Annotated in this window: 18 protein-coding genes; 12 read left to right on the top strand and 6 right to left on the bottom strand. The window is 60.3% G+C overall.

Translation table 11 applies throughout. The annotated features are described in order from the left end of the window. Positions 1-112: 112 nt before the first annotated feature. From moaE to RHM69_RS26800, 6 genes are all read right to left on the bottom strand, one after another. Positions 113-562 (bottom strand): molybdopterin synthase catalytic subunit MoaE, encoded by a 450-nt coding sequence (gene moaE, locus RHM69_RS26825; protein ID WP_014717017.1) that lies wholly within the window; start codon positions 560-562, stop codon positions 113-115. 2 nt (positions 563-564) lie between these two features. After that, on the bottom strand, positions 565-807 hold the full coding sequence (gene moaD / locus RHM69_RS26820; RefSeq protein WP_014717016.1) for a molybdopterin converting factor subunit 1: 243 nt from the start codon (positions 805-807) through the stop codon (positions 565-567). Continuing rightward, entirely contained in the window at positions 804-1,277 is a 474-nt protein-coding gene (gene moaC, locus RHM69_RS26815) for a cyclic pyranopterin monophosphate synthase MoaC (protein WP_014717015.1), read from the bottom strand. Before moaC ends, moaD begins: the two co-directional genes overlap by 4 nt. A gap of 109 nt (positions 1,278-1,386) precedes the next feature. Next, the gene (locus tag RHM69_RS26810; protein WP_106111011.1) at positions 1,387-5,115 is read right to left on the bottom strand and encodes an autotransporter domain-containing protein; all 3,729 of its coding nucleotides are present in this window, start codon (positions 5,113-5,115) and stop codon (positions 1,387-1,389) included. A gap of 295 nt (positions 5,116-5,410) precedes the next feature. Next, positions 5,411-6,805: a PhoH family protein gene (locus tag RHM69_RS26805; RefSeq protein WP_003188745.1), complete on the bottom strand. Its 1,395-nt coding sequence runs from the start codon at positions 6,803-6,805 to the stop codon at positions 5,411-5,413. Between the two features lie 340 nt (positions 6,806-7,145). Continuing rightward, the gene (locus RHM69_RS26800; RefSeq protein ID WP_200599132.1) at positions 7,146-8,270 is read right to left on the bottom strand and encodes a polysaccharide deacetylase family protein; all 1,125 of its coding nucleotides are present in this window, start codon (positions 8,268-8,270) and stop codon (positions 7,146-7,148) included. 120 nt (positions 8,271-8,390) lie between these two features. On the opposite strand from RHM69_RS26800, the gene yaaA reads away from it, so the two are divergent. The 12 genes from yaaA (at position 8,391) to RHM69_RS26740 (ending at position 24,874) form a co-directional block, all read left to right on the top strand. Then, the gene (gene yaaA / locus RHM69_RS26795; RefSeq protein WP_032903347.1) at positions 8,391-9,170 is read left to right on the top strand and encodes a peroxide stress protein YaaA; all 780 of its coding nucleotides are present in this window, start codon (positions 8,391-8,393) and stop codon (positions 9,168-9,170) included. A gap of 877 nt (positions 9,171-10,047) precedes the next feature. Then, the gene (locus RHM69_RS26790; RefSeq protein ID WP_014717010.1) at positions 10,048-11,364 is read left to right on the top strand and encodes a nucleotide sugar dehydrogenase; all 1,317 of its coding nucleotides are present in this window, start codon (positions 10,048-10,050) and stop codon (positions 11,362-11,364) included. An 83-nt stretch (positions 11,365-11,447) separates the two neighbouring features. Beyond that, positions 11,448-12,929 carry a mannuronan synthase gene (alg8, locus tag RHM69_RS26785; RefSeq protein ID WP_003188740.1) on the top strand — a complete coding sequence of 494 codons (1,482 nt, stop codon included), beginning with the start codon at positions 11,448-11,450 and terminating at the stop codon, positions 12,927-12,929. 37 nt (positions 12,930-12,966) lie between these two features. After that, positions 12,967-14,133 (top strand): alginate biosynthesis protein Alg44, encoded by a 1,167-nt coding sequence (locus tag RHM69_RS26780; protein WP_014717008.1) that lies wholly within the window; start codon positions 12,967-12,969, stop codon positions 14,131-14,133. A gap of 110 nt (positions 14,134-14,243) precedes the next feature. Then, the gene (gene algK / locus RHM69_RS26775; protein WP_200599154.1) at positions 14,244-15,665 is read left to right on the top strand and encodes an alginate biosynthesis TPR repeat lipoprotein AlgK; all 1,422 of its coding nucleotides are present in this window, start codon (positions 14,244-14,246) and stop codon (positions 15,663-15,665) included. Continuing rightward, positions 15,662-17,152: an alginate export family protein gene (locus tag RHM69_RS26770; RefSeq protein ID WP_014717006.1), complete on the top strand. Its 1,491-nt coding sequence runs from the start codon at positions 15,662-15,664 to the stop codon at positions 17,150-17,152. Before algK ends, RHM69_RS26770 begins: the two co-directional genes overlap by 4 nt. After that, positions 17,152-18,720 (top strand): mannuronan 5-epimerase AlgG, encoded by a 1,569-nt coding sequence (gene algG, locus RHM69_RS26765; protein ID WP_200599131.1) that lies wholly within the window; start codon positions 17,152-17,154, stop codon positions 18,718-18,720. The genes RHM69_RS26770 and algG overlap by 1 nt, the downstream gene beginning before the upstream one ends. Before the next feature lie 11 nt (positions 18,721-18,731). Beyond that, on the top strand, positions 18,732-20,180 hold the full coding sequence (locus RHM69_RS26760) for an alginate O-acetyltransferase (RefSeq protein ID WP_020301240.1): 1,449 nt from the start codon (positions 18,732-18,734) through the stop codon (positions 20,178-20,180). A gap of 8 nt (positions 20,181-20,188) precedes the next feature. After that, positions 20,189-21,298: a mannuronate-specific alginate lyase gene (locus RHM69_RS26755; protein WP_014717003.1), complete on the top strand. Its 1,110-nt coding sequence runs from the start codon at positions 20,189-20,191 to the stop codon at positions 21,296-21,298. A 186-nt stretch (positions 21,299-21,484) separates the two neighbouring features. Then, the gene (locus RHM69_RS26750) at positions 21,485-23,017 is read left to right on the top strand and encodes an MBOAT family O-acyltransferase (protein WP_014717002.1); all 1,533 of its coding nucleotides are present in this window, start codon (positions 21,485-21,487) and stop codon (positions 23,015-23,017) included. A gap of 11 nt (positions 23,018-23,028) precedes the next feature. Beyond that, positions 23,029-24,201, top strand: a complete 1,173-nt coding sequence (locus RHM69_RS26745; RefSeq protein ID WP_014717001.1) for an alginate O-acetyltransferase — start codon at positions 23,029-23,031, stop codon at positions 24,199-24,201. A gap of 16 nt (positions 24,202-24,217) precedes the next feature. Further along, positions 24,218-24,874 (top strand): alginate O-acetyltransferase AlgF, encoded by a 657-nt coding sequence (locus RHM69_RS26740; protein ID WP_014717000.1) that lies wholly within the window; start codon positions 24,218-24,220, stop codon positions 24,872-24,874. Positions 24,875-24,928 lie beyond the last annotated feature (54 nt).

Below are 24,928 nucleotides of genomic sequence, written 5' to 3'. Positions count from 1 at the left end.
AAAATGTGGGAGCTGGCTTGCCTGCGATGCAGACACCTCGGTTTTTCAGTCACGCCGAGGTGATGCTATCGCAGGCAAGCCAGCTCCCACATTGGTTTCTGCGTCTGGCTGGCTACTTCCAGCGATCCGCTGCGGCGTGGTCACTGCTGCGCCCTTCTACCCAACGCGGCCCCTCGCTGGTGTTTTCCTTCTTCCAGAACGGCGCCCGCGTCTTCAAGTAATCCATCACAAATGCGCAGGCATCAAACGCCGCCTGCCGGTGCGCACTGGCCGCGCCGACAAACACAATCGGCTCGCCCGGTTCCAGCGTGCCGATACGGTGCAGCACCTCCAGCTTGAGCAACGGCCAGCGCTGTTCGGCTTCCACGGCGATCTTGGCCAGGGCTTTTTCGGTCATGCCGGGGTAGTGTTCAAGAAACATCCCCGACACCTCGCGCCCGTCATTGAAGTCGCGTACATAGCCGACAAAGCTCACCACCGCGCCCACGCCCACGTTGGCCGCGTGCATGGCGTTGACTTCGGCACCTGGATCAAAGGCTTCGACCTGCACACGAATGGCCATGATCAGCCTCCGGTCACGGGTGGGAAGAAGGCGACTTCATCGCCGGCTTGCACCGGCTCGTCCAGGCTGCACAACTCCTCGTTGCGCGCACACATCAGGCTCGCTTCGTTGAGCACGGCGAATTCCGGATCAGCAGCCAGCGCGAGGCGCACGGCGTCAACAGTGGCAAACTCACCTTCCATCTCCAGCGAATCGAAGCCCACCGCTTCGGCGTAGCGCGCAAAAAACAGTACGTTGATACTCATTGCTCATCCGCCTTGAAATGCCCGCTCTTACCGCCCAGCTTTTCCAGCAGGCGAATACTCTCAATGGTCATGCCGCGATCCACCGCCTTGCACATGTCGTAAATCGTCAGTGCGGCGACGCTGGCGGCGGTCAGGGCTTCCATCTCAACGCCGGTCTGCCCGGAGAGTTTGCAGCGCGCCACGATACGAACCGCGTCTGTACCGTCGGCACTCAGCTCCACCTTGACGCCGGTGAGCATCAACGGGTGGCACAGAGGGATCAAGTCACTGGTTTTTTTCGCTGCCTGGATCCCGGCAATGCGGGCCACGGCAAACACGTCGCCTTTGGGGTGGGCGCCGTCGACAATCATTTGCAGGGTGGCGGGCAGCATGCGCACCCGCGCTTGCGCCACGGCCTCACGGAACGTCACGGCTTTGTCGGTGACGTCGACCATGTGGGCGCGACCTTGGGAATCGAGATGAGTCAGCACAGCAATACTCCTGATCAGGAGCAGCGATTGTAAACCTGTGGGTCAAAATTTGCGCAGGGCTGTTTATCCCATCCTGTAGGAGCGAGCTTGCTCGCTCCTACATTCAAGGTTAGAACCGGAAAGTAAACCCGGCATTGATGCCGTTATTGTTCCCTCGGTTGGAGAGCAAGCCGCTGTAGTTCAACGACACCAAGGTGTCCTGGGTCAGGGCCATTTCCGCACTGGCTTTGATCACCGCGCCATCCCTCGCCACAGGCACGCTGTTGACGGCGAAGGCCGTGTCACTTCCGGCAAACTTCAGAGAAGCTTCACGATCGATGTCACCAAACTGGTGCTCCCACCCCAGCTCACCGCGCAGGGTCACCGCCGAGGTGGACGTGAGTGGCAACTGAGTATGGCCACGCACGCCCAGGGTGGAGAGCGTCGCGTCCTGGCTTTGCTGGCTGGCATGCAAGGCTGCAGCACCGCCTTTTTCCTTGAACGAGTCGCTTTGATAGTTCAGATACGTGAGGTTGGCGAAGGGTTCAAGCACGCGCCATTGGGTGTAGCCGATCTCGGCAAACACTTGGTCGGTGCGCGCGTTGTAGTCGGCTTTGGCATGGTCCGACTGATTGGCATAGGCCACCCGACGCGAAGTGTCCAGACGGTGCCAGGTGCTGGCACCGCCCAGGCGCAGGGCAATCGCCTCGAAGCGTTTGCCGCCGTAGACCGACAGGTGATAGTTGTCGCTGTCGGCCGACGCCGACTGGCCGTTAAGGTGGCTTTGGGTGTAACCGGTCGCCGCCCCCAGACGCCAGCCGTCGTTCACCTCGGTGTCCAGGCCCAGCAGTACGCCGCTGGTGGACGAGGAGTAGCCGCTGGCGTTGTTGTCACCACTGACGTTGTTGCGTCCACCGAGTAGCTGTACCCAACCGCCGTTGTCACGGCTGTCGATCTGCGCGCTGGAGTGCAGTGCCTGCGCCTGTTGCAGGCGAGCGTTGACCGCTTCACGCAGGTAGCGGCTGTCAGCCATTTGCGCTGCGGCCACGTCCGAATGCAATTGCCCTGAAAGTTGCTTGAAGCCCTGCCGCGCCTGGGCGGCGGAATCCGACGCCAACAGGCTTTCGTAGACCGGGCTGCCAGCGCCCAATGTCTCGGCCACCGTCGCCACCGCTCGCTCATTGCGGGTTTGCGCGACACTGGCGAAGGTGGTCTGGTTGCGGGCTATCGCCAGGGTCAATTGGTTCGGTTGATAGTTGAGCGCAGTGCCAATGAACAGGTAGTTGGGGGCAAACGCTGCAAACTGCCCTTGGATACCTTGGCTGGCACTGAGGATATTGAACTGCTGGCCCAGCAAGCTGCGCGCCTCGGTGGCGGTCAACAGGTTGGGGCTGTTCTCCAGGGACACGTTCACCACACCGCCATTGAGGGTCGCCACCCCGCTGCTCTGCAACTGGTCGCTGCGGCCATCGGCCCCGACTTCGACGGCATACACCGAACCCGGGTTGAACGTGACATCGCCGGTGCGCAGTGTGCCAATCGAATGCCCCGGGGCCACTCGCCCACCGTTGTTGACGGTCAAGGCGCCCACCGTGCCGTTGCCGGCCAGGGTGCCGCCCAGTGTGGTCATCACGCCGTTATCGGCATTGCGCGTGCCTACGGCGCTGCTATCTACCGTCACGGCAGAGGTCAATGCGCCGTCCACCGACAATTTGCCTCCGCGCACCCAAGTACTGCCCGAATAGCTGTTCTGGCCTTCCAGCACCAACTCGCCATCCCCGGACTTGACCAGGCTACCGACGTAGGTGCTGCCGGTGAGCACGTCCTGGCCGCGGGTGAGTGTTGCCTGCTCCCGGGCATGACCAATGTCGTATTCAAACTGATCGTCGGCCGAGGCATTGGCGGGCAGGCCATCGAGCCAGCCTTTTTGCTGCTTGGTGGCGGCCCAGGTCGCCTGTTCGGCAGCGTCTTCTACGCGACGGGCGCGAATGGCCTCATCGGAAATCGGGTTGGCCCAGATATCGCGGGTACCGCTGGGCAACGCCACTGCTACCGCACCGAGGAACTGCCCCGGCCCTTGCATAGCTTTTTGCAGGTTGGGCAAGCCCCAGCCACTGACCACACCTGGTACTTGTGGGACACCCGGCGCGGCATCATGCACCGGTTGCAGGTTGTCATAGGTGCGGCCTCCGGTCAGCTCGCCAACCGGCGTGTCCGGGCCATCCGGCGCCTGCAGGCTGGAGGTGGTCAGCAACACGTCCCGCGCCTGGCTGGACGTCATATAGGGGAAGCGCTGCATCACCAACGCCAGGGCTCCGGAAACGCTCGGCGCGGCGGCCGAGGTGCCGTTGGCATTCGGGATAATTTCGCCCTCGGGGCCGGCGGACGGGACGCCCGACACGCCCATCACGCACCACCACTTGGAGGTACCGCAACGGTTGTAGACCTGGGCGCTGGTCTCGTCGTAGCCGGTGATGGAGAGGAACTTAGCTTCGATATCCGGCTTGAAAAACGGCAGGTTCGCATTGGTGTCCGGGTTGGCACCGTGGCTGTCGTTGCCCGCAGAGATGATCTGGATGAACGTGTTTTGCCGGGCCGCATCGGCCATGGCGTCCATCCAGGTTTTCTGCCCGGCGTGGGCTTTGTCCCAGAACGGGCGATAGGCGGCGGTCATGTCGCGCAGGTTCTGCGCGGCGCTGTCGCCGACGTTGCCGAAGTGGTTCTCCACGTCATTACGCGAGCTCTGCCCCCAGCTCTGGTTGACGATCGCCACGTTCTTCGCCGCCAGGGCGTTGTAGCTGGCCATGAATGCGTTGTAGTCGAGGTCGTTGGAGCCTTGGTAGCGGTCGTTGTCGCTGCCGCCGGTGTTAGCGACAAACAGATTGGCGTCGAAGGCAATGCCGTGCATACCGGTGCCGTCGCGGTTGGCGGCCAGCACCCCGGACATTTCTGTGCCATGCCCGTCGTTGAACGCGGGGTCGTATTCCCCTGGGATGCTGAAATGTTCGCCCTGCTTGAACTCGCCGCTGGGCACTTCAAGGCGGTAGCGCGGGTGGGTGGCGTAGTACTCGCCCGTGGAGGTTACCGCCTGCACCCGGTCCTGGCCCTGAGCGTTCTTGCCCTGGAATTCGGAGTGTCCGGTGAGGATGCCCGAGTCCAGCACGCCAACATTGACCCCCTTGCCAGTGATGCCCAGGGCATAGGCGTAATACGCGTTGGTGCGGTCCAGGCCGGAGTTGACCTGGGCTTCCGGGGTCTTCCAGGTTTGCGCGTTGGCGCTCCAGTCACGGGTTGCCCCAGCCCAGGACTGGCCTGCGTTCAACTGCCCGCTGAGGTTGCTGCTAACGCCCGGCTCGACGTAAGTGTAAGGCTTGGCGGCCGGCAGGTTGGCGATAATGGCTTTGGAAAAGTCGAGGATATTGGTGGTGTAACGGCCGCTGTTGCTGAACAGCCGGCTGCGGTAGTAGTCCAGGCGCGAGGCATAGTCCAGTGGCCGCCGGGTGTCGCCGAGCATGGCGGCGATGGTCAGGTTTTCGGGTTGTAGCTCGTAGTTTTGCTTGAGGGCCGAATCGAACTTGCCGGACTGGGCGGCGAAATCCTTGGCCGCGAGATCGACGATATCCGCGTAGGCAAACCTGAGGTTTTTGTACACGGCAGTCTCAGGGCCGAATGAGGCGACGGCTGTCCTGAACGCCGACTCCAATACCTGCGGGGTGTAAGGGTTATCGTCTGCCCTGGCCATGGAACCGTGGCCCAGCCATAACGCCAGGCCGAGTGCTATGGGTGTGAGGGGGATGGTCTTGAAACGGGGGGTACGATTGCGTTGCGACACAGTGAAGCCATTACCTGCTACGTCCATTTTCCTTTCCCTTTGGATATGTGCGTCATCAATGAGCGGTGTTTCGGGCTTTTGTAATAGGCAGGGTCACGGTGAAAACCCTGGACAGGTTTTCCAAGCGTTCGTCGAATCAAGGAGGTGGCGTTCCGACGGGGTCAAGCAGTGTTCTTATTGTTTTTACCGCAGAAAAAATGTAACAAAATAATTACAGAAACCACAAGCACCCAGGACGCGTTAACGCAGGCAAATGTCGCACATAACAAAAACCCCGGATTTCGTGAAAAATCCAGGGCTTTTCGCAGCGGGTTCAGCGTAGTTACAGATGGGACTCGGCGTATTCAGCCAGGATCGAACGCGGTACCCCTTGCAGCGCAATGTGCACGCCGTTCGGGAAGTCCTTGAAGCGTTCCGTCAGGTAAGTCAGCCCGGAGCTGGTCGCGGACAGGTAAGGGGTGTCGATCTGCGCCAGGTTGCCCAGGCACACCACTTTGGAACCGGCGCCGGCACGGGTGATGATGGTTTTCATCTGGTGCGGTGTGAGGTTCTGGCATTCATCGATCAGAATCAGGCTCTGCTGGAAGCTGCGACCTCGGATGTAGTTGAGGGATTTGAACTGCAACGGCACTTTGCTGAGGATGTAGTCGACGCTGCCATGGGTGTTTTCGTCATCCATGTGCAAGGCTTCGAGGTTGTCGGTAATCGCCCCCAGCCACGGCTCCATTTTTTCCGCCTCGGTACCGGGCAGAAAGCCGATTTCCTGGTCCAGGCCCTGCACGCTGCGGGTGGCGATGATGCGGCGATAGCGTTTGGTGACCATGGTCTGTTCGATGGCGGCGGCCAGGGCCAGGATGGTTTTGCCCGAACCTGCGGCGCCGGTCAGGTTGACCAGGTGAATGTCCGGATCGAGCAGCGCATACAGCGCCAGGCTCTGGTAGATATCACGCGGTTTCAGGCCCCAGGCTTCCTGGTGCAACAGGGGTTCCTGATGCAGGTCGAGGATCAGCAACTTGTCGACCTGGATCTCTTTGATCCAGCCCACGAAGCCCTGTTCATCGACGATAAACTCATTGATATGCACGGCCGGCAGGTTGTCGATCAGCTGTACCTGATGCCAGGTGCGGCCGTGGTCCTGACGGGTTTCGACCTTGCTCACACGGTCCCAGAACGAACCGGTCATCATGTGATAACCACGGGACAACATCGACACATCGTCGACCAGTTGGTCGGTACTGTAGTCCTCGGCAGCGATCCCACACGCTCGTGCCTTGAGGCGCATATTGATGTCTTTGGTCACCAGCACCACGCGCAGGTCCTTGTCGCGGGCGTGCAGGTCGATCAATTGGTTGATGATTTTGTTGTCGTTCAGGTTTTCCGGCAGCAGGCTGTTGGGCTCGCTGCGCTTGCTCATCAGGATCGACAGCAAGCCCTTCGGGCCGCCCTTGCCACGCTGGATCGGTACGCCGACTTCAACGTCCTCGGGCGAGGCTTCACCCAGGGTCTTGTCGATCAGGCGGATGGCCTGGCGGCATTCGGCGGCAACGCTGTGGTGGCCGCTTTTGAGTTTGTCGAGCTCCTCAAGCACGATCATCGGGATGGCGACGTGGTGTTCTTCGAAGTTCAGCAGTGCGTTTGGATCGTGGATCAATACGTTGGTATCAAGCACATAAAGGATTGGCTGGTCGGAAGAAGGGTTACGTCCATGATCATCCATACTCGGTCACCTTTGTGGGAGCCATTCGACGCAATACCTGGGCGGTGCTGCGCCTCGATTCGACCACCGATTGCACCTTGAACAAGGTCAAGTGCAGTGCCCACAGGAGGAGTCTTGGAAGACGCCACCTGTGCTGCAGGTTTCGGCGATCTGACTTCGTAATACCGCAAAACCCATGACAGGAAAAAGCACTTTGACGTTTTTTTGAAGTTTATTTTTCAGGATGACGAATAGCACTAGCCGAGTGCCATGTACCCCGTTAAAGTCGGAAGTCCGCCTGCATCGAAATGTCGTAGCAAATCACCCCGAAAACACCCCATCGCCAGCAAAGCCGGGCACTTCATCGAAATGCCTCGCGACACTCCTGCCAACCCAAGCCACTCTGCGTCGTTGCCTGCAATACCATCGGCAATGCCACCCGCGCCTTGTCCTGGGTGTCGTGAAACACGATCACGCCTTTGCGCCATAGCAGCATCAACGTCAGCACCCGTTGCGCCGACTCATCGGCCTTGAGCTTGCCCGGCTCGTCCTGGGAATCGATGTCCCATAACGCCACCTGCAAACCCTGTTGCTGGAAGAAGCCCTGGCTGTCCGCACGGCGCTGCCCATAGGGCGGACGGAACAGCGGCACATAGTTTTCCGGCAGCAGATTCTGCACCAGCGCTGCGCTGCGGGTGATGGAGCTTTGCCAGTCAACCCAATGGCTATGGGAACGGTATTGCCACCCCTGGATACCCACGCACTGCCCCTGATACAGCGCCTGCACATCCGAGACAGAACTGCGCTCCACACGGCCTTGCAAACTGCTGCCAAGGGCGAAGAACGCGGCGTTCATCTTTTGCTTGCGCAGGTAGTCGGTCAGCCAATCGGTATTACCGCCCATCAACGCCGGGCCACCGTCGAAGGTCAGCAGGAACATGCGATCGTTGAGCTCGTCGCCATTGCGCTCATGATCGCCAAAGCGCGCCACTTCACTGCTGATCTGCGGAAACAGCGCAGCCTTGCGCAGCAGCTCATCCAGATAGCGCTCATGAAAGTGCCGACTGGGGGCAGCCCAGCCTATATAGAAAGAGTTGTCACTGACCTCGAACTTGCCGGCCTGCTCGCGCAGATCGTCCATGTTTTCCACCAGGTAGCAGAACGAGGCATCTGCTTCGCAGCTCTGCTGGGCGAATGTGTAGTTCTCCAACAGCCGTTGCCAGAGCTGGCGACGCAGGTCATCGATGGCGGCCAGGTTGATGATCTTCAGACCCAGCCGTTGCTTGAGCGCCGCGTCGTCCAGGGCTTCGCTGGCGAGCAGGCCGTGGGCGAACATCAGGATCTCCGCCCGCGAAGCCACATCGAACAGCGCCGGGCTGGCGAGTTTTTCCGGCCAGGTACCACGGTCCAGGCTGGCGACATCCACCGGCGCGGCCTGGGCATTCAGGCACAGCAGGCAAGCGGACAATAAAAGCGCTAATCGCACACGGGGTCTCCCTCTACAGAGTTACCGCCCATCATAGCGGATCGCATCTATCGCCATCATAGGTGGAGTCAAAACGCCCCAACCCCTAGAATCTCGCCCACGATTCCAGGAGCCAACTTCATGCTGATGGTGATTTCCCCCGCCAAAACCCTCGACTTCGAGTCCAAGCCGGTCACTGCGCGCTTCACCCAGCCGCAGTACCTGGACCACTCCCAGGAACTGATCGAGCAACTGCGCGAACTGAGCCCGGCGCAAATCAGTGAGCTGATGCACGTCTCCGACAAGATCGGTGGCCTCAACGCCGCGCGCTTCGGCAGCTGGACGCCGGCCTTCACTCCGGCCAACGCCAAGCAGGCGCTGCTGGCGTTCAAGGGCGATGTGTATACCGGCCTGAATGCCGAGACTTTCAGCGATGCCGATTTCAGCTATGCCCAGGACCATCTGCGTATGCTCTCGGGCCTGTACGGCCTGCTGCGTCCGCTGGACCTGATGATGCCGTATCGCCTGGAGATGGGCACCAAGCTGGCCAACGCCCGCGGCAAGGACCTTTACGCGTTCTGGGGCACACGCATCAGCGAATGGTTGAATGAGGCCCTGGCCGAACAAGGCGACGATGTGCTGCTTAACCTGGCCTCCAATGAGTACTTCTCGGCAGTCAAGCGCACGGCCTTGAACGCGCGGATCATCAATACCGAGTTCAAGGACCTGAAGAACGGTCAGTACAAGATCATCAGCTTCTACGCGAAGAAGGCCCGGGGCATGATGAGCCGTTTTGTGATTGAAGAACGCATCAACGATCCGGCCAGGCTCAAGCAGTTCGATGTGCAGGGTTATCGCTTCAATGCGGAGCAATCCAAGCCGGATAACCTGGTGTTTTTGCGCGATCACGCACCGGAATAAGGCCTGTACAGCCACCAACATCAACTGTGGGAGCTGGCTTGCCTGCGATAGCGGAGGGTCAGCCGACTCACATGTCGCTGATACACCGCTATCGCAGGCAAGCCAGCTCCCACATTTTTTGCCTGCATTCCACCCATCAATCGTCATTTATTTGGCGCCAGAAAAACATCCAGACACAACCCTAACGATTTCTTCACTCGACACCCGTCGGTTTTTTTCGTAGTGGCACCACTTTTTTTAAACGGTAGTGGCACAAAACTATCCCCTCGCACCAACTCCCCATAACTACTGGCCTAAATAGCAAGTGCTATCAATATAGTACCAGTGCCATCTTTTCTAATATTTCAAAAAATTTCGGGAAAGGGGATGAGTGGCCCGGAACTTCGTCCTGAAGCACCGCTCATACCACCGGTAACGAAATTCTCTGCTTACGTAAGAGATGACTTACATAGCGACCAACGGAAGTAGCCAAGTTGTCATAAAACACTTTGGTTCTATGGTCATAACATCAACTGATCGAGTTAAGGGTGGCGATAAGTACGCATTGCTATCCCCTGCAGGCCAAGGCAGCGCTGACCTAAATGAGCCCGTGCAAACACACAAGGCATTGATAAAAAAGGCATTTTGCCTGCATCAAAACCTTGCCGCACCGGCGCCGGAGCCTTCCTCCAAGGAAGCACGGCTGCATTTCAGGGCAAGCCCCAATAATAAGGCCTCGTTGCGCACAACTTGAGTGCAATAGTTAGTCACTCGTTATTCAACATGCCTGCACGCGGTAAGTCGGCGTCTATTCGCCTAACTTTCGCGGCATCAGTGACGCTTGCAAACATGAACTCCGGCCATTTAATGGCATGAATTAAACAAAGAGGTAATTGCGATGCGCATCAGCATATTTGGTTTGGGTTACGTTGGCGCAGTGTGTGCCGGTTGCCTGTCTGCCCGTGGCCACGAAGTGGTCGGCGTAGACATTTCCAAGGAAAAGATCGACCTGATCAATGCCGGTAAGTCGCCGATTGTTGAACCGGGTCTGGGCGAGCTGTTGAGCCAGGGTATCCAGACGGGCCGACTGCGTGGCACTACCAACTTCGCCGAGGCGATTCGCGATACCGACCTGTCGATGATTTGCGTCGGCACGCCAAGCAAGAAGAACGGTGACCTGGAACTGAACTACATCGAGTCGGTATGCCGCGAGATCGGTTTTGTGCTGCGTGACAAGACCACCCGCCACACCATCGTGGTGCGCAGCACCGTACTGCCGGGCACTGTCGCCAACGTGGTAATCCCGATCCTGGAAGATTGCTCCGGCAAGAAAGCCGGCGTCGACTTCGGCGTTGCGGTCAACCCCGAATTCCTGCGTGAATCCACTGCCATCGCCGACTACGACCTGCCACCGATGACCGTTATCGGCGAGTTTGATAAAGCCTCCGGCGATGTGCTGCAATCGCTGTACGAAGAACTCGACGCGCCGATCATCCGCAAGGACATCGCCGTTGCCGAAATGATCAAGTACACCTGCAACGTATGGCACGCCACCAAAGTCACCTTCGCCAACGAGATCGGCAACATCGCCAAGGCCGTCGGCGTTGACGGTCGTGAAGTGATGGAAGTGGTCTGCCAGGACAAGACCCTCAACCTGTCCCAGTACTACATGCGCCCAGGTTTCGCTTTCGGCGGTTCGTGCCTGCCCAAAGACGTGCGTGCCCTCACCTACCGCGCCGGCTCCCTGGACGTGGAAGCACCGCTGCTCAACTCGCTGATGCGCAGCAACGAGTCCCAGGTACAGAACGCCTTCGACATCGTCTCCAGCCACGACAAACGCAAAGTTGCGCTGCTGGGTCTGAGCTTCAAGGCCGGCACCGATGACCTGCGTGAAAGCCCCCTGGTAGAGCTGGCAGAAATGCTGATCGGCAAGGGCTACGACCTGAGCATCTACGACAGCAACGTCGAATACGCCCGCGTGCACGGCGCGAACAAGGACTACATCGAAGGCAAAATCCCGCACGTGTCGTCCCTGCTCAACTCGGATTTCGATGATGTGATCAACAACTCCGACGTGATCATCCTCGGTAACCGTGACGAGAAGTTCCGTGCCCTGGCGCATAACGCTCCGGAAGGCAAGCAAGTGGTCGACCTGGTGGGCTTCATGTCCAAGGCCACCAGCGTGAGCGGCCGTACCGAAGGTATTTGCTGGTAACAGCAACGGCAAGTTTCAGGCTGCCAGTGGCTTTATCCCCAGCGCTTGCAGCCTGAAGCCTCCTCACCTTGCGGATGACGCTTATGTCCAAGTTAAAACATGTATTTCTGCAATCGGCCGGCTGGCTGTTCTTTCTCAGCCTGCTGATGGGTCTCGCCCTGCTGTTGCCGGCGAGTACCTTCGATTCGCAATCGAAGAATTTTATTTTCCTGATTGGCGCTGTGGGTATCTGGCGCTACTCGATGGGCGCGACGCATTTCTTTCGCGGCATGCTGTTTCTCTACGTGGTGTACCCGCACCTGCGCCGCAAAGTGCGCAAGCTGGGCAAGGCCGCCGACCCGTCCCATGTGTTCCTGATGGTCACCAGTTTTCGTATCGATGCGTTGACCACCGCACAGGTCTACAGCTCGGTGATTCGTGAAGCCATCGACTGCGGCTTTCCCACCACCGTGGTGTGCTCGCTGGTGGAAATGTCCGATGAGCTGCTGGTGAAAAGCCTTTGGGAAAAGCTCAACCCGCCGGCTCACGTCAAGCTCGACTTCGTGCGCATCGCCGGTACCGGCAAACGCGACGGCCTGGCGTTTGGTTTCCGCGCCATCTCCCGCCACTTGCCGGATGACCGCGCCGTTGTAGCCGTGATCGATGGCGACACCGTGCTCGCCGAAGGCGTCGTGCGCAAGACCGTGCCGTGGTTCCAGCTGTTTGGCAATGTCGGCGGCCTGACCACCAACGAATTCTGCGAAGTGCGCGGCGGCTACATCATGAGCGAGTGGCACAAGCTGCGCTTTGCCCAACGCCACATCAACATGTGCTCCATGGCCCTGTCCAAGCGCGTGCTGACCATGACCGGGCGCATGTCGGTATTCCGCGCCAGCGTAGTGACTGACCCGGGCTTTATCGCCGATGTGGAAAGCGACTCGCTGCAACACTGGCGCCTGGGCCGCTTCAAGTTCCTCACCGGCGATGACAAGTCCAGCTGGTTCAGCCTGATGCGCCTGGGCTACGACACCTTCTACGTGCCGGACGCCGCCATCAACACCGTGGAACACCCGCCGGAAAAGAGCTTTATCAAGGCCAGCCGCAAACTGATGTTCCGCTGGTACGGCAACAACTTGCGCCAGAACTCCCGTGCCCTCGGCCTGGGCGTGCGTCGCCTGGGCCTGTTCACCAGCGTGGTGCTGTTCGACCAGCGCGTGTCGATGTGGACCTCCCTGCTCGGCCTGACCGTAGCGATGATTGCCACTTTCAAGTACGGCGGCGCCTTCATCCTCGCCTACCTGCTGTGGATCGGCATCACCCGCCTGATCCTCACCCTGCTGCTGTCGTGCTCCGGCCACAAGATCGGCCCGGCCTACCCGCTGATTCTCTATTACAACCAGATCATGGGCGCGTTGGTGAAGATCTACGTGTTCTTCCGCCTTGATCAACAGTCCTGGACCCGCCAGGACACCAAACTGACCCGCGATTTGGCCAGCTTTCAACGTTGGTTCAACACCTGGTCGTCTCGGACCATGACCTTCTCCGCCGGCAGCATCTTCGTTGCCGTGTTGCTGATGATGGTCTGACCCTGCCAAGCCTGAATTAACTAGGAAACCGAATACTATGAACAGCCAAGTAAACGCCAACGTTGTCCACGAATCCGAAGCCCAGCGCCAACACGCCCGGGTGAAAATCCCGGCCAAGCTGCGCTTCTTCAACAGTGACCGCACGCCGACCGAAGCAAAGGTTATCGACCTGTCCGCCGGCGGCCTGGCCTTCACCGCCACCCAGCCGCTCACCATCGGCCAAGTGCACAAGGGCCGCCTGCAGTTCGTGATCGACAACCTCGGCCTGGCCATGGACGTGGAGCTGCAGATCCGCTCCTACGACCGCCAGACCGGCCGCACCGGCTGCCAGTTTCAGAACCTCGATGCCCAGGATATTTCTACCCTGCGTCACCTGATCACTTCGCACCTGTCCGGCGACATCGTGACCATGGGCGACGTACTCGCGACCCTGCAACGCGACAACTTCACCAAGGCACGCAAGGTCAAGGACGGCGGCAGCGGCATGACTGCGTTCGGTCGCCTGCGCGCCGTGACATTCAGCCTGGCGATCTTTTTGGTCGGCCTGGCAGCCTTCGGCTTTGTGGTCAAGTCGCTCTACGGCATGTACTTCGTCAGCCACGCCCAGGCCGGCCTCGTCAGCGTACCGGGCATGAACGTGACCATGCCCCGTGACGGCACCGTGCAGAGCCTGCTCAAAGGTGATTCGGTTGCGGCCAAGGGCGCGCCACTGGCGACGTTCAGCACCAGTATGCTCGACGTACTCAAGGGCCACCTGGACGAAGACCAACTGCAACCGGCCAAGGTTGAAGAGCTGTTCGGCAAGCAAATGACCGGCACCCTGACTTCGCCGTGCGACTGCGTGGTCGCCCAGCAACTGGTCGCCGACGGCCAGTACGCCAGCAAGGGCGATGTGATCTTCCAACTGGTGCCACGCGGCAGCCAGGCCAATGTGGAAGCGCGCTTCAGCTATCGCCAGTTCGGTGATGTGCGCCCAGGTACCCCGGTGAGCTTCCAGGTCGCCGACGAAGAACAGGTTCGCACCGGCACCATCGTCAGCAGCACCAGCCTGAACAGCGCCGACCTGTCCTCTGACATCCGTGTGCAGATCAAGCCCGACGCACCGCTGGACAGCACCTACGCCGGCCGCCCGGTGGAAGTCACCAGTGACCGTGGCCCATCGCTGAACTGGCTGATCGACAAAGCCATGGCTCACGGTCTGTAAGCGAGGACATGCCTGTGAACTCTATTCCAACAACACCGCTGACCTCTGTGGGAGCCGGGCTTGCCCGCGATGCAGGCGACTCGGTGCATCAGTTGCACCGCAGCGATGCCATCGCAGGCAGGCCAGTTCCCACACAGAGCAAATTTCACCTGGCCTCTGCGTACTGCGCGCTGGCACTGGCCGTAAGCCTGGCCGGTTGCGCCGGCCTGCCCGACCAGCGCCTGGCCAACGAAGCCCTCAAGCGCGGCGACACCGTCACCGCCCAGCAGAATTACCAGCAACTGGCGGAACTGGGCTACAGCGACGCCCAGGTGGGCCTGGCCGATATCCAGGTCGGCACCCGCGACCCAGCGCAAATCAAGCAGGCCGAAGCCACCTACCGTGCGGCGGCAGACACCTCGCCCCGCGCCCAGGCACGCCTGGGTCGCCTGTTGGCGGCCAAGCCGGGCGTCACTGAGGCCGAGCACCATGAAGCCGAAAGCCTGCTGAAAAAAGCCTTTGCCAATGGCGAAGGCAACACCTTGATCCCGCTGGCGATGCTGTACCTGCAATACCCCCACAGCTTCCCCAATGTGAATGCCCAACAGCAGATCAGCCAATGGCAGGCGGCGGGTTACCCGGAGGCCGGCCTGGCCCAGGTGCTGCTGTATCGCACCCAGGGTACCTACGACCAGCATCTGGATGATGTGGAGCGCATCTGCAAAGCCGCGCTGAACACCACCGATATCTGCTACGTCGAACTGGCCACGGTCTATCAGAAAAAACAGCAGCCGGAACAACAGGCCGAACTGCTCAAGCAAATGGAAGCAGGCGTAAGCCGTGGCACCGTCACCGCCCAGCGCGTCGACAGCGTCGCCCGCGTACTCGGCGATGCCACCCTCGGTACCCCGGACGAGAAAACCGCCCAGGCGTTGCTGGAAAAAATCGCCCCCGGCTACCCGGCGTCCTGGGTCAGCCTGGCGCAACTGCTCTACGACTTCCCCGAACTGGGCGATGTCGAGCAGATGATGAAGTACTTGGACAACGGCCGCGCCGCCGACCAGCCACGCGCCGAATTGCTGCTGGGCAAGCTCTACTACGAAGGTAAGTGGGTGCCCGCCGATGCCAAGGCCGCCGAGGCGCATTTCGAAAAAGCCGTGGGCCGTGAAGTGGCCGCCGATTACTACCTCGGCCAGATCTACCGCCGTGGCTACCTGGGCAAGGTTTACCCGCAAAAAGCCCTGGACCACCTGCTGACCGCAGCGCGCAACGGCCAGAACAGCGCCGACTTCGCCATTGCCCAACTGTTTTCCCAAGGCAAGGGCACCAAGCCCGACCCATTGAACGCCTATGTCTTCAGCCAGTTGGCCAAGGCCCAGGACACGCCAGAAGCCAATGACCTGGCCACCCAGCTCGAAGCGCCGCTGACGCCTGCGCAACGCGCCGAAGGCCAACGCCTGGTGCAACAGGAACTGGCCGCCCGCGGCACCCTGGCCCAAAGCACGCTGCAACTGCACGCCCTGCAAGAAGAAGACGGCGAGGAATCCCTATGAAGCTCAACCCATTCGTCAAGGCCGGTATCGGCCTGTCCTTCGCCCTGCTGTGGTCGTGCCCGACCCTGGCCGCGCTCACCGAAGCGAAGAACTTCGGCCTGGAAGTCAAAGCCACCGCGCAGTCTGAAGACGACCGCGACCTGGGCACCCAGAAAGGCGGCGACGTCAACGGCATCGGCCTCGACCTGCGCCCCTGGATCTACGGCGAAAGCGGCGCGTGGAGCGCCTACGCCATGGGCCAGGCAGTAGTGTCCAGCGACATCATCGAGACCGACACCCTGCAACAGTCGGCCGATGACACCACCGAGCAGCAGTCGAGCAACGACGACCGCAAGGCCAAGAAAAACTACCTGGCCCTGCGTGAGTTCTGGGTCGGCTACAGCGGCTTCACGCCCTACCCCGGCGAGATCCTCAAGTTCGGCCGCCAGCGCCTGCGCAATGACGACGGCCAGTGGCGCGACACCAACATCGAAGCGTTGAACTGGACCTTCGACACCACCTTGCTCAAGGCCAATGTCGGCGCCGCCGAACGCTTCAGCGAATACCGCACCGACCTTAAGGAATTGTCGCCGGTCGACAAGGACCGCCAGCACTTCTACGCCGACGCCGCCTACCAGTGGACACCGGGCCAGTGGATCGGCCTGCGCGGCCACCACACCCACGACGACGGCAAGCTCGACTACGCCGAACCGGGTGTGGCCAGCGACCCGCTGGACAAGCGCGAAAACGGCGATCTCACCTGGCTGGGCATCGAAGCCAATAGCGACGCCTACAACTGGCGCAACACCAACACCGTCAACTACTGGGCGAGCATCACCGGCATGAAAGGCGACCGCGACAAGGTCAACGCCTTGAACGCCGACGGCAGCCGCCCCACCTCCGCCAAACGCAGCGATGACGTCAGCGGCTGGGCCACCGATATCGGCGTGCGCCTGCGCCTGGATCCGCAGTGGCAAGTGGGTGCCGCGTACTCGCGCGCCAGTGCCGAGTACGAACAGAACGGCCTGCAAAGCAACCGTTCGAATTGGACCGGCACCCAGTCCCGTGTGCATCGCTTTGGTGAAGCGTTTCGCGGCGAAATGAACAACATGCAGTCCATGAGCCTGTTCGGTTCCTGGCAGCTGCGCGAGGACTATGACGCCAGCCTGGTGTACCACAAGTTCTGGCGCGTGGACGGCAACAAGCCGGTGGGCAGCAACGGCATCGACGCGGTGCAGAACAACACCGATGACGTCACCGGCGCGATCCTCTCCAGCACCTCCCTGCCGTTGGAAGACGGCAAGAAAGACCTCGGCCAAGAAATGGACCTGGTGGTCACCAAGTACTTCAAGAAAGGCTTGCTGCCAGCGGCGCTGAGCCAGTCGATCGACGAGCCTTCAGCCCTGGTGCGTTTGCGTGCCGGCGTGTTCAAGCCCGGCGATGCCTATGGCAGCCAGGTCGACTCCTACATGCACCGCGCGTTTGTCGACGTGGTCTGGAAATTCTGATGGGAGCCTGCGCCATGAATGCTCAAAGCCTACTCGTCGCGGCAATGCTGATGGCCAGCGCCACAGCGTTTGCCGATACGGCGGCCAAGGCGCCGATCATCGCCAAGGAACTGCAACAGGCCAAAACCTACACCATCTCCAGCCCGTCTACCGCGCCGCTTGAAATGGCCAAGCCGGCGCTGCCCGACCTGTCGGGCTACACCGCGCAGGCGATGGAAAAGAAAATCGTCAAGACCAAGGCGGGCAAAATCAGCATCCGCCGCATGATGCAGGAAGACGCGCTCAAGGACTTTATCGGCGGCGATAACAAGATGGCCGAATGGGTGGTGCGCCAGCATGGCATTCCCCAGGCGATCTTCGTCGACGACGGCTACATGAACCTCAAGGACCTGCTGGGCAAAGTGCCCAAGCAGTACTTCAGCGAAACGTCGCCGGGTGTGTTCCTGGCCAAGTTGCCGATCGTGGTGGGCCGTAAAGGCATCCTCGATATCGACAAGAACACCCAGGAACTGCGCCTGTCCCAACAAGCCGGCGCGTTTTTGATCAACGACGGCCAGCTGTTCGTGCGTGACACCAAGGTCACCGGCTGGGATGAAAAAACCAACGGTCCGGCGCTGTTCAAGTCGGCCAAGGAATTCCGCCCGTTCCTGCTGGCCTGGGGCGGCACCGAGACCTACATCTCCAAAACCAAGATGGCCAGCTTCGGCTACGCCAACAGTAAGTCGTACGGGGTGAGTATTTCCCAGTACACGCCGAACATGGCCAAGGTGCTCAAGCGCCCCGAGCCGACCGGTTGGATCATCGACTCCGAGTTCTCGGACATGTGGTACGGCTTCTACTGCTATGAGACCACGGGCTTTGTGATCAAGGGCAATACCTACAAAGACAACATCGTCTACGGCATTGACCCCCATGACCGTTCTCACGGCCTGATCATCGCGGACAACACCGTGTACGGCACCAAGAAGAAGCACGGCATCATCATTTCCCGGGAAGTGAACGACAGCTTTATCTTCAACAACCGCAGCTATGACAACAAGCTTTCGGGCCTGGTGATCGACCGTAACAGCGTGAACAACCTGATCGCCGACAACGAGATCTACCGCAACCACACCGACGGCATCACCCTCTATGAGAGCGGCGACAACCTGCTGTGGGGCAACAAGGTGATCAGCAACCGTCGCCACGGGATCCGCGTGCGTAACAGCGTGAACATCAAGCTCTACGAAAACACCTCGATGGCCAACGGGCTGACCGGCGTGTACGGCCACATCAAGGACTTGACCGACACCGACCGCGACATCGCCCTCGACCCGTTCGACGCCAAGGTCTCGCTGATCGTGGTCGGCGGTGAACTGGCGGGTAACGGCAGCGGGCCGCTGTCCATCGACTCGCCGTTGAGTATCGAGCTGTATCGCGTGTCGATGCTGGCGCCGACCAAATCCAGCGGCATCAGCTTCTCCGGCATCCTGGGCGACCGCCAGGAAGAAATTCTCGACCTGCTGGTGCGCCAGCAGAAAGCCGTGCTGATCGACCCCGTCGAACGCCAGACCGAATTGCAGGACTGAGGATGACCCTTATGCACCCACACATGATCAAACTGCTGAGCCTCTCGGGTCTGACCCTCGGCCTGCTGGCGGCCAGCCAGGGCGTACGCGCCGATGAAGTCAAAGCTCCTACCTTCACCGCTGAACCCTGCTGCAGCCTGTGCCCGGCCGCCCATGACGCGAAAAACTACACCACGCGCTACCAGCAGAACTTCACCACCCTGGTGCAAGCCCAGGGCGACTGGCTGTTCCGTACCCAGGAAGACCTGCGCACCGAGTTCGACACCACCCCGGCCGGCTACAAGCGCATGCAGCAGTTGCACGATGCGTTCAAGAGCAAGGGCGTGGAACTGGTGGTGGTCTACCAGCCGACCCGTGGCCTGGTGAACCGCAACAAGCTCAACCCGGCGGAGAAAGCCTCGTTCGACTTCGACAAAGCCCTGGGCAACTACAAAACCATGCTCGGCCGCTTCGCCAAGATGGGCTACGTGGTACCAGACCTGTCGCCGCTGACCAACGAACAACTGCCGGATGAATTGCCAGCCCACGATTTCTACTTCCGTGGCGACCAGCACTGGACCCCATACGGCGCCCAGCGCACCGCGAAAATCGTCGCGGCCAAGGTCAAGCAGATGCCGGAATATGCCGAGATTCCCAAGCGTGAGTTCGAGACCAAGCGCTCGGGCCGCATGGGCAAGACCGGCACCCTGCACAACATGGCCGGGCAACTGTGTGGCACCAGCTATGCGATCCAGTACATGGACCAGTTCACCACCGAGCCCAAGGGCGAAGCCGGTGACGGCGACCTGTTCGGCGATTCGGGCAACCCGCAGATCACGCTGGTGGGCACCAGCCACAGTGGCAAGAACTACAACTTCGCCGGTTTCCTGGAAGAGGAAATCGGGGCCGACATCCTCAACGTCGCCTTCCCCGGCGGTGGCCTGGAAGGCTCGATGCTGCAGTACCTGGGCAGCGACGAATTCCAGAAGAGCCCACCGAAGATCCTGATCTGGGAATTCTCGCCGCTGTACCGTCTCGACCAGGAAACCATCTACCGCCAGATGATGGCGCTGCTGGACAACGGTTGCGAAGGCAAGACCGCGCAGATGTCGGCCAGCACCACGCTCAAACCGGGCAAAAACGAACTGATGGTCAACAGCGCGAACAAAGACCTGCGCAACGCCAACCATCAGGTGGATATCCGCTTCGCCGATCCGTCGGTGAAAACCTTGCAAGCCACCCTCTGGTACATGAACGGGCGCCACGAGGACATCAAGATCGAGAAACCCGAAACATCCGATACAGACGGGCGTTTCGCCTTTGAACTGCGCACCGATGAAGACTGGGCCTCGCAGAACTTGCTGGCCGTGGAAGTGCAGGGCCCCGAAGCGGGCGCTGCGGCGCAGAAGGTTGAAGCGAAAATTTGCACACGCAACGTATTCCCAAGCGGTGGTCAGCAGACCGCCCAACTCGGGAAGTGAGGTTACTTATGCAAAAGTTATTGCTCCCTGGCCTGCTGGGCCTGGCCATGTTCGCAGGTTCCGTCAATGCAGCGGCGCCACTGCGTCCACCCCAGGGCTATTTCGCACCGATCGAAGCGTTCAAGACCGGCGACTTCAAGAATGATTGCGACAGCATGCCAACGCCCTACACCGGGCCGTTGCAGTTTCGCAGTAAGTACGAAGGTTCCGACAAGGCCCGTTCGACCCTGAATGTGCAGTCGGAAAAAGCCTTTCGCGACAGCACCGCCGACATCACCAAGCTGGAAAAAGACACCAGCAAACGGGTGATGCAGTTCATGCGCGACGGCCGTCCACAGCAGCTCGAATGCACCCTGAACTGGCTGGTGTCATGGGCCAAGGCCGATGCGTTGATGTCCAAGGACTTCAATCACACCGGCAAGTCCATGCGCAAATGGGCGCTGGGCAGCATGGCCTCGGCCTATGTGCGCCTGAAGTTCTCCGAGTCGCAGCCACTGGCCAAGCACCCGCAGGAAGCCCAGCAGATCGAAGCCTGGTTCAACAAGCTGGCCGACCAGGTGGTGAGCGACTGGGACAACCTGCCCCTGGAAAAAACTAACAACCACTCGTACTGGGCCGCCTGGTCGGTGATGGCAACGTCCATCGCTACCAACCGCCGCGACCTGTTTGACTGGGCGGTGAAGGAATACAAGGTCGGCGTGAACCAGGTCGATGACCAGGGTTTCTTGCCGAACGAATTGAAGCGCCAGCAACGCGCCCTGTCGTACCACAACTACGCGCTGCCGCCGCTGTCGATGATCGCCAGTTTTGCGCTGGTCAACGGCGTGGACCTGCGCCAGGAAAACAACAGCGCGCTCAAGCGCCTGGGCGACAAGGTGCTGGCCGGGGTGAAAGACCCGGACATCTTCGAGCAGAAGAACGGCAAAGAGCAGGACATGAAGGACCTCAAGGAAGACATGAAATTTGCCTGGCTTGAGCCCTTCTGCACCCTCTACACCTGCGCACCGGATGTGATCGAACGCAAGCATGGCATGCAACCGTTCAAGACCTTCCGCCTGGGCGGTGACCTGACCAAGGTCTACGACCCGGCGCATGAAAAAGGCAACAAAGGCAGCTAGTCGCTGATCGTTCCCACGCTCTGCGTGGGAATGCAGCACGGGACGCTGTGCGTCCCAAAGCGTGGCGCAGAGCGCCACAAGAGGCATTCCCACGCAGAGCGTGGGAACGATCACAGCCTCCCCCGACATCGTGGGGGTTGGGGGGGCTCTGGCCCTTGACTGTTGGTTAAACATGGAGAGATCGGGATGGTTTTCTCGTCCAATGTGTTCCTGTTTCTGTTCTTGCCGATCTTTCTCGGCTTGTACTATTTGAGCGGGCAACGCTATCGCAATCTGCTGCTGCTGATTGCCAGCTACGTGTTCTACGCCTGGTGGCGAGTGGACTTCCTGGCGCTGTTCGCGGCCGTCACGCTGTGGAACTACTGGATCGGCCTCAAGGTTGGTGCCGCCGGTGTACGCACCAAGCCGGCGCAGCGCTGGCTGTTGCTCGGGGTGGCGGTCGACCTGTGCATCCTCGGCTACTTCAAGTACGCCAACTTCGGCGTCGACAGCATCAATGTAATGATGAAGTCGGCAGGCCTGGAGCCGTTCATCCTCACTCACGTGCTGTTGCCGATCGGGATCTCGTTCTACATTTTCGAGTCCATCAGCTACATCATCGACGTGTACCGTGGCGACACCCCGGCGACCCGCAACCTCATCGACTTCGCAGCGTTCGTGGCGATCTTCCCGCACCTGATCGCCGGTCCCGTGCTGCGCTTTCGCGACCTGGCCGACCAGTTCAACAACCGCACCCACACCCTGGATAAATTCTCCGAGGGCTGCACGCGGTTCATGCAGGGTTTCATCAAGAAGGTCTTTATTGCTGACACCCTCGCGGTGGTGGCCGACCATTGCTTCGCCCTGCAAAACCCCACCACAGGCGATGCCTGGCTCGGCGCGCTGGCCTATACCGCGCAGCTGTACTTCGACTTCTCCGGCTACAGCGACATGGCCATTGGCTTGGGTTTGATGATGGGTTTTCGCTTCATGGAAAACTTCAAGCAGCCCTACATCAGCCAGTCGATCACCGAGTTCTGGCGGCGCTGGCACATCAGCCTGTCCACCTGGCTGCGTGACTACCTGTACATCACCCTGGGCGGCAACCGCAAAGGCACCCTGACCACTTACCGCAACCTGTTCCTGACCATGCTGCTCGGTGGCCTGTGGCACGGCGCGAACATCACCTACATCGTGTGGGGCGCCTGGCACGGCATGTGGCTGGCGATTGAAAAAGCCATCGGGCTGAACACCGCACCGCGCAGTTTCAATGTGCTGCGCTGGGCCTTTACCTTCCTGCTGGTGGTAATGGGCTGGGTGATCTTCCGCGCCGAAAACCTGCACGTTGCCGGGCGTATGTACGGTGCGATGTTCAGCTTTGGCGAGTGGTCACTGTCGGAACTCAACCGCGCCAACCTTACCGGCCTGCAAGTGGCAACCCTGGTGGTGGCCTATGCAACGCTGGCGTTCTTCGGCCTGCGCGACTTCTACACCAACCGCCCTGCCGACAAGGCCAAGCCAGCCGACCCGAGCCTGATCAAGGCCGTACCCGGCGACAACCCTGGCAGCATCCACGAGCCCGGTTTCAGCGTGGGCCGTGACGCTGCCGTGCAACCGGCCTACTGGACCGCTGACTGGCCACGCTACGCCATGCGCGCGGCGGTGCTTCTGCTGTTCGTGGCGTCGATCCTGAAACTGTCGGCGCAGAGTTTCTCGCCGTTCCTTTACTTCCAATTCTGAGGGAGCCGACCATGACCCGTTCATTACGCGTCCTCTACATAAGCCTGTTCCTGGTGCTGTTGCTGGCACTTGGCGCCTGGTCGCTGCGCAGCTTCTTTGGCTTCAGCACCAACGCCGATGCCACCGTGCTCAACGGTCGCTGGACCAAAGCCGTCGAGACCCACTACGACGACGAGTTCCCGATCAAGCGCCTGGGCACCAACCTGTGGGCGGCGCTGGACTACAAGTTGTTCAATGAAGGCCGCCCTGGCGTGGTGCTGGGCCGCGATCACTGGTTGTACAGCGACGAGGAATTCAACCCCGCCGTCAACGAAGACCAGAACCTGCAAGGCAACTACGCGCTGGTCGAAGGCGTGCGCCAGAAGCTCAAGGCCCAGGGTATCCAACTGGTGATGGCGATCGTGCCGGCCAAGGTACGCCTGTATCCGGAGCATTTGGGTGAAGTCAAACCGGCCAGCGTGCACGCCAACCTGTACCAGGACTTCCATGCCCGAGTGGCGGCGGACAACATTCCAGCTCCAGATCTGCTCGGCCCGCTGCAACAGGCCAAGCTCGCCGGCAAGCAAGTGTTCCTGCGCACCGATACTCACTGGACACCGGACGGTGCCGAAGTCGCCGCCAAGCAATTGGCCAAGGCGATTGCCGACAAAACCCCACTGAGCGGCGAGCCGCAGCGTTTTGTCACCGAGGCTGAGAAAACCGAGCCACATAAAGGTGACTTGCGTTTGTTCCTGCCCCTGGACCCGCTGTTCGAAAACCTGATGCCACCTAAAGAGCCGCTGGAAAAACGCGTCACCCACCTGGCCGAAGAGAAAGGTGATGACGCGCTGTTCAGCGACAGCGAAACCCCGGTGGCCCTGGTGGGCACCAGCTACAGCGCCAACCCCAACTGGAACTTCGTGGGTGCGCTCAAACAAGCCTTGCACAGCGACGTGGTCAGCTACGCCGAAGATGGCCACGGCCCGATCCTGCCGATGCTCAGCTACCTCAAAAGTGACGACTTCAAGAACAGCCCGCCTCAGGTGCTGATCTGGGAGTTTCCTGAACGTTATCTGCCTATCAACAACGAAATCGGTGATGCCGACCCAGCCTGGGTTGCGCAGCTTAAACAAGCCGGTTCGCGCCAACAGAACATGGCAATCAACACACCTAAATCCGAGACGCCCGACCGGGCGCAAAACTGAAAGAGAGGTAACTCACATGACTTTCACTACTACTCCTCGTCGTCTCGCTAAAACCCTGGCTATCGCAGCAGGCCTGAGCGTCGTATCCCTGTCGGCCTTCGCTGCCGGTGACGCCGCCCTATACGGCCCGACTGCACCAAAAGGCTCCAGCTTTGTGCGTATCTACAACGCCAGCAACCAGGAAGTCAGCGCCACCGTCGGCAGCACCAACCTCAGCGACGTTGCGCCACTGGCCAGCAGCGACTTCAGCTTCATGCCGGGCGGTGACTACAGCGCCAAGGTCGGCAGCCAGACCCTGCCGGTCAAGCTGGCCGCCGACCACTACTACACCCTGGTCAACAGCGGCAGCGGCCAGCCGCAGTTGATCGAAGAGCCACCGTTCAAGAACAAGCAGAAATCCCTGGTGCGCGTACAGAACCTCAGCGACAAGGCCCTGACCTTGAAGACCGCCGACGGCAAGACCGATGTGGTCAAGTCGGTGGCCGCCAAGGGCCGTGGCGAGCGTGAGATCAACCCGGTGAAAGTGAGCCTGGCGCTGTATGACGGTGACAAGAAAGTCGGTGATGTGAAGCCGGTTGCGTTGGAACGCGGTGAAGCGGCGGTGTTGTACGTCACCGGTTCAGGTTCGAGCCTGTCGCCAGTGTGGGTGAAACGCCCAGTGTCGACCCGCTGATTATTTCCCTGAGTTGACACGCCCCCTTGTGGGAGCTGGCTTGCCTGCGATGGC

The organism is Pseudomonas sp. CCI1.1 (assembly GCF_034348165.1).
Classification (GTDB): Bacteria; Pseudomonadota; Gammaproteobacteria; order Pseudomonadales; family Pseudomonadaceae; genus Aquipseudomonas; species Aquipseudomonas paracarnis.
This window is presented reverse-complemented; position numbering and strand designations above follow the sequence as displayed.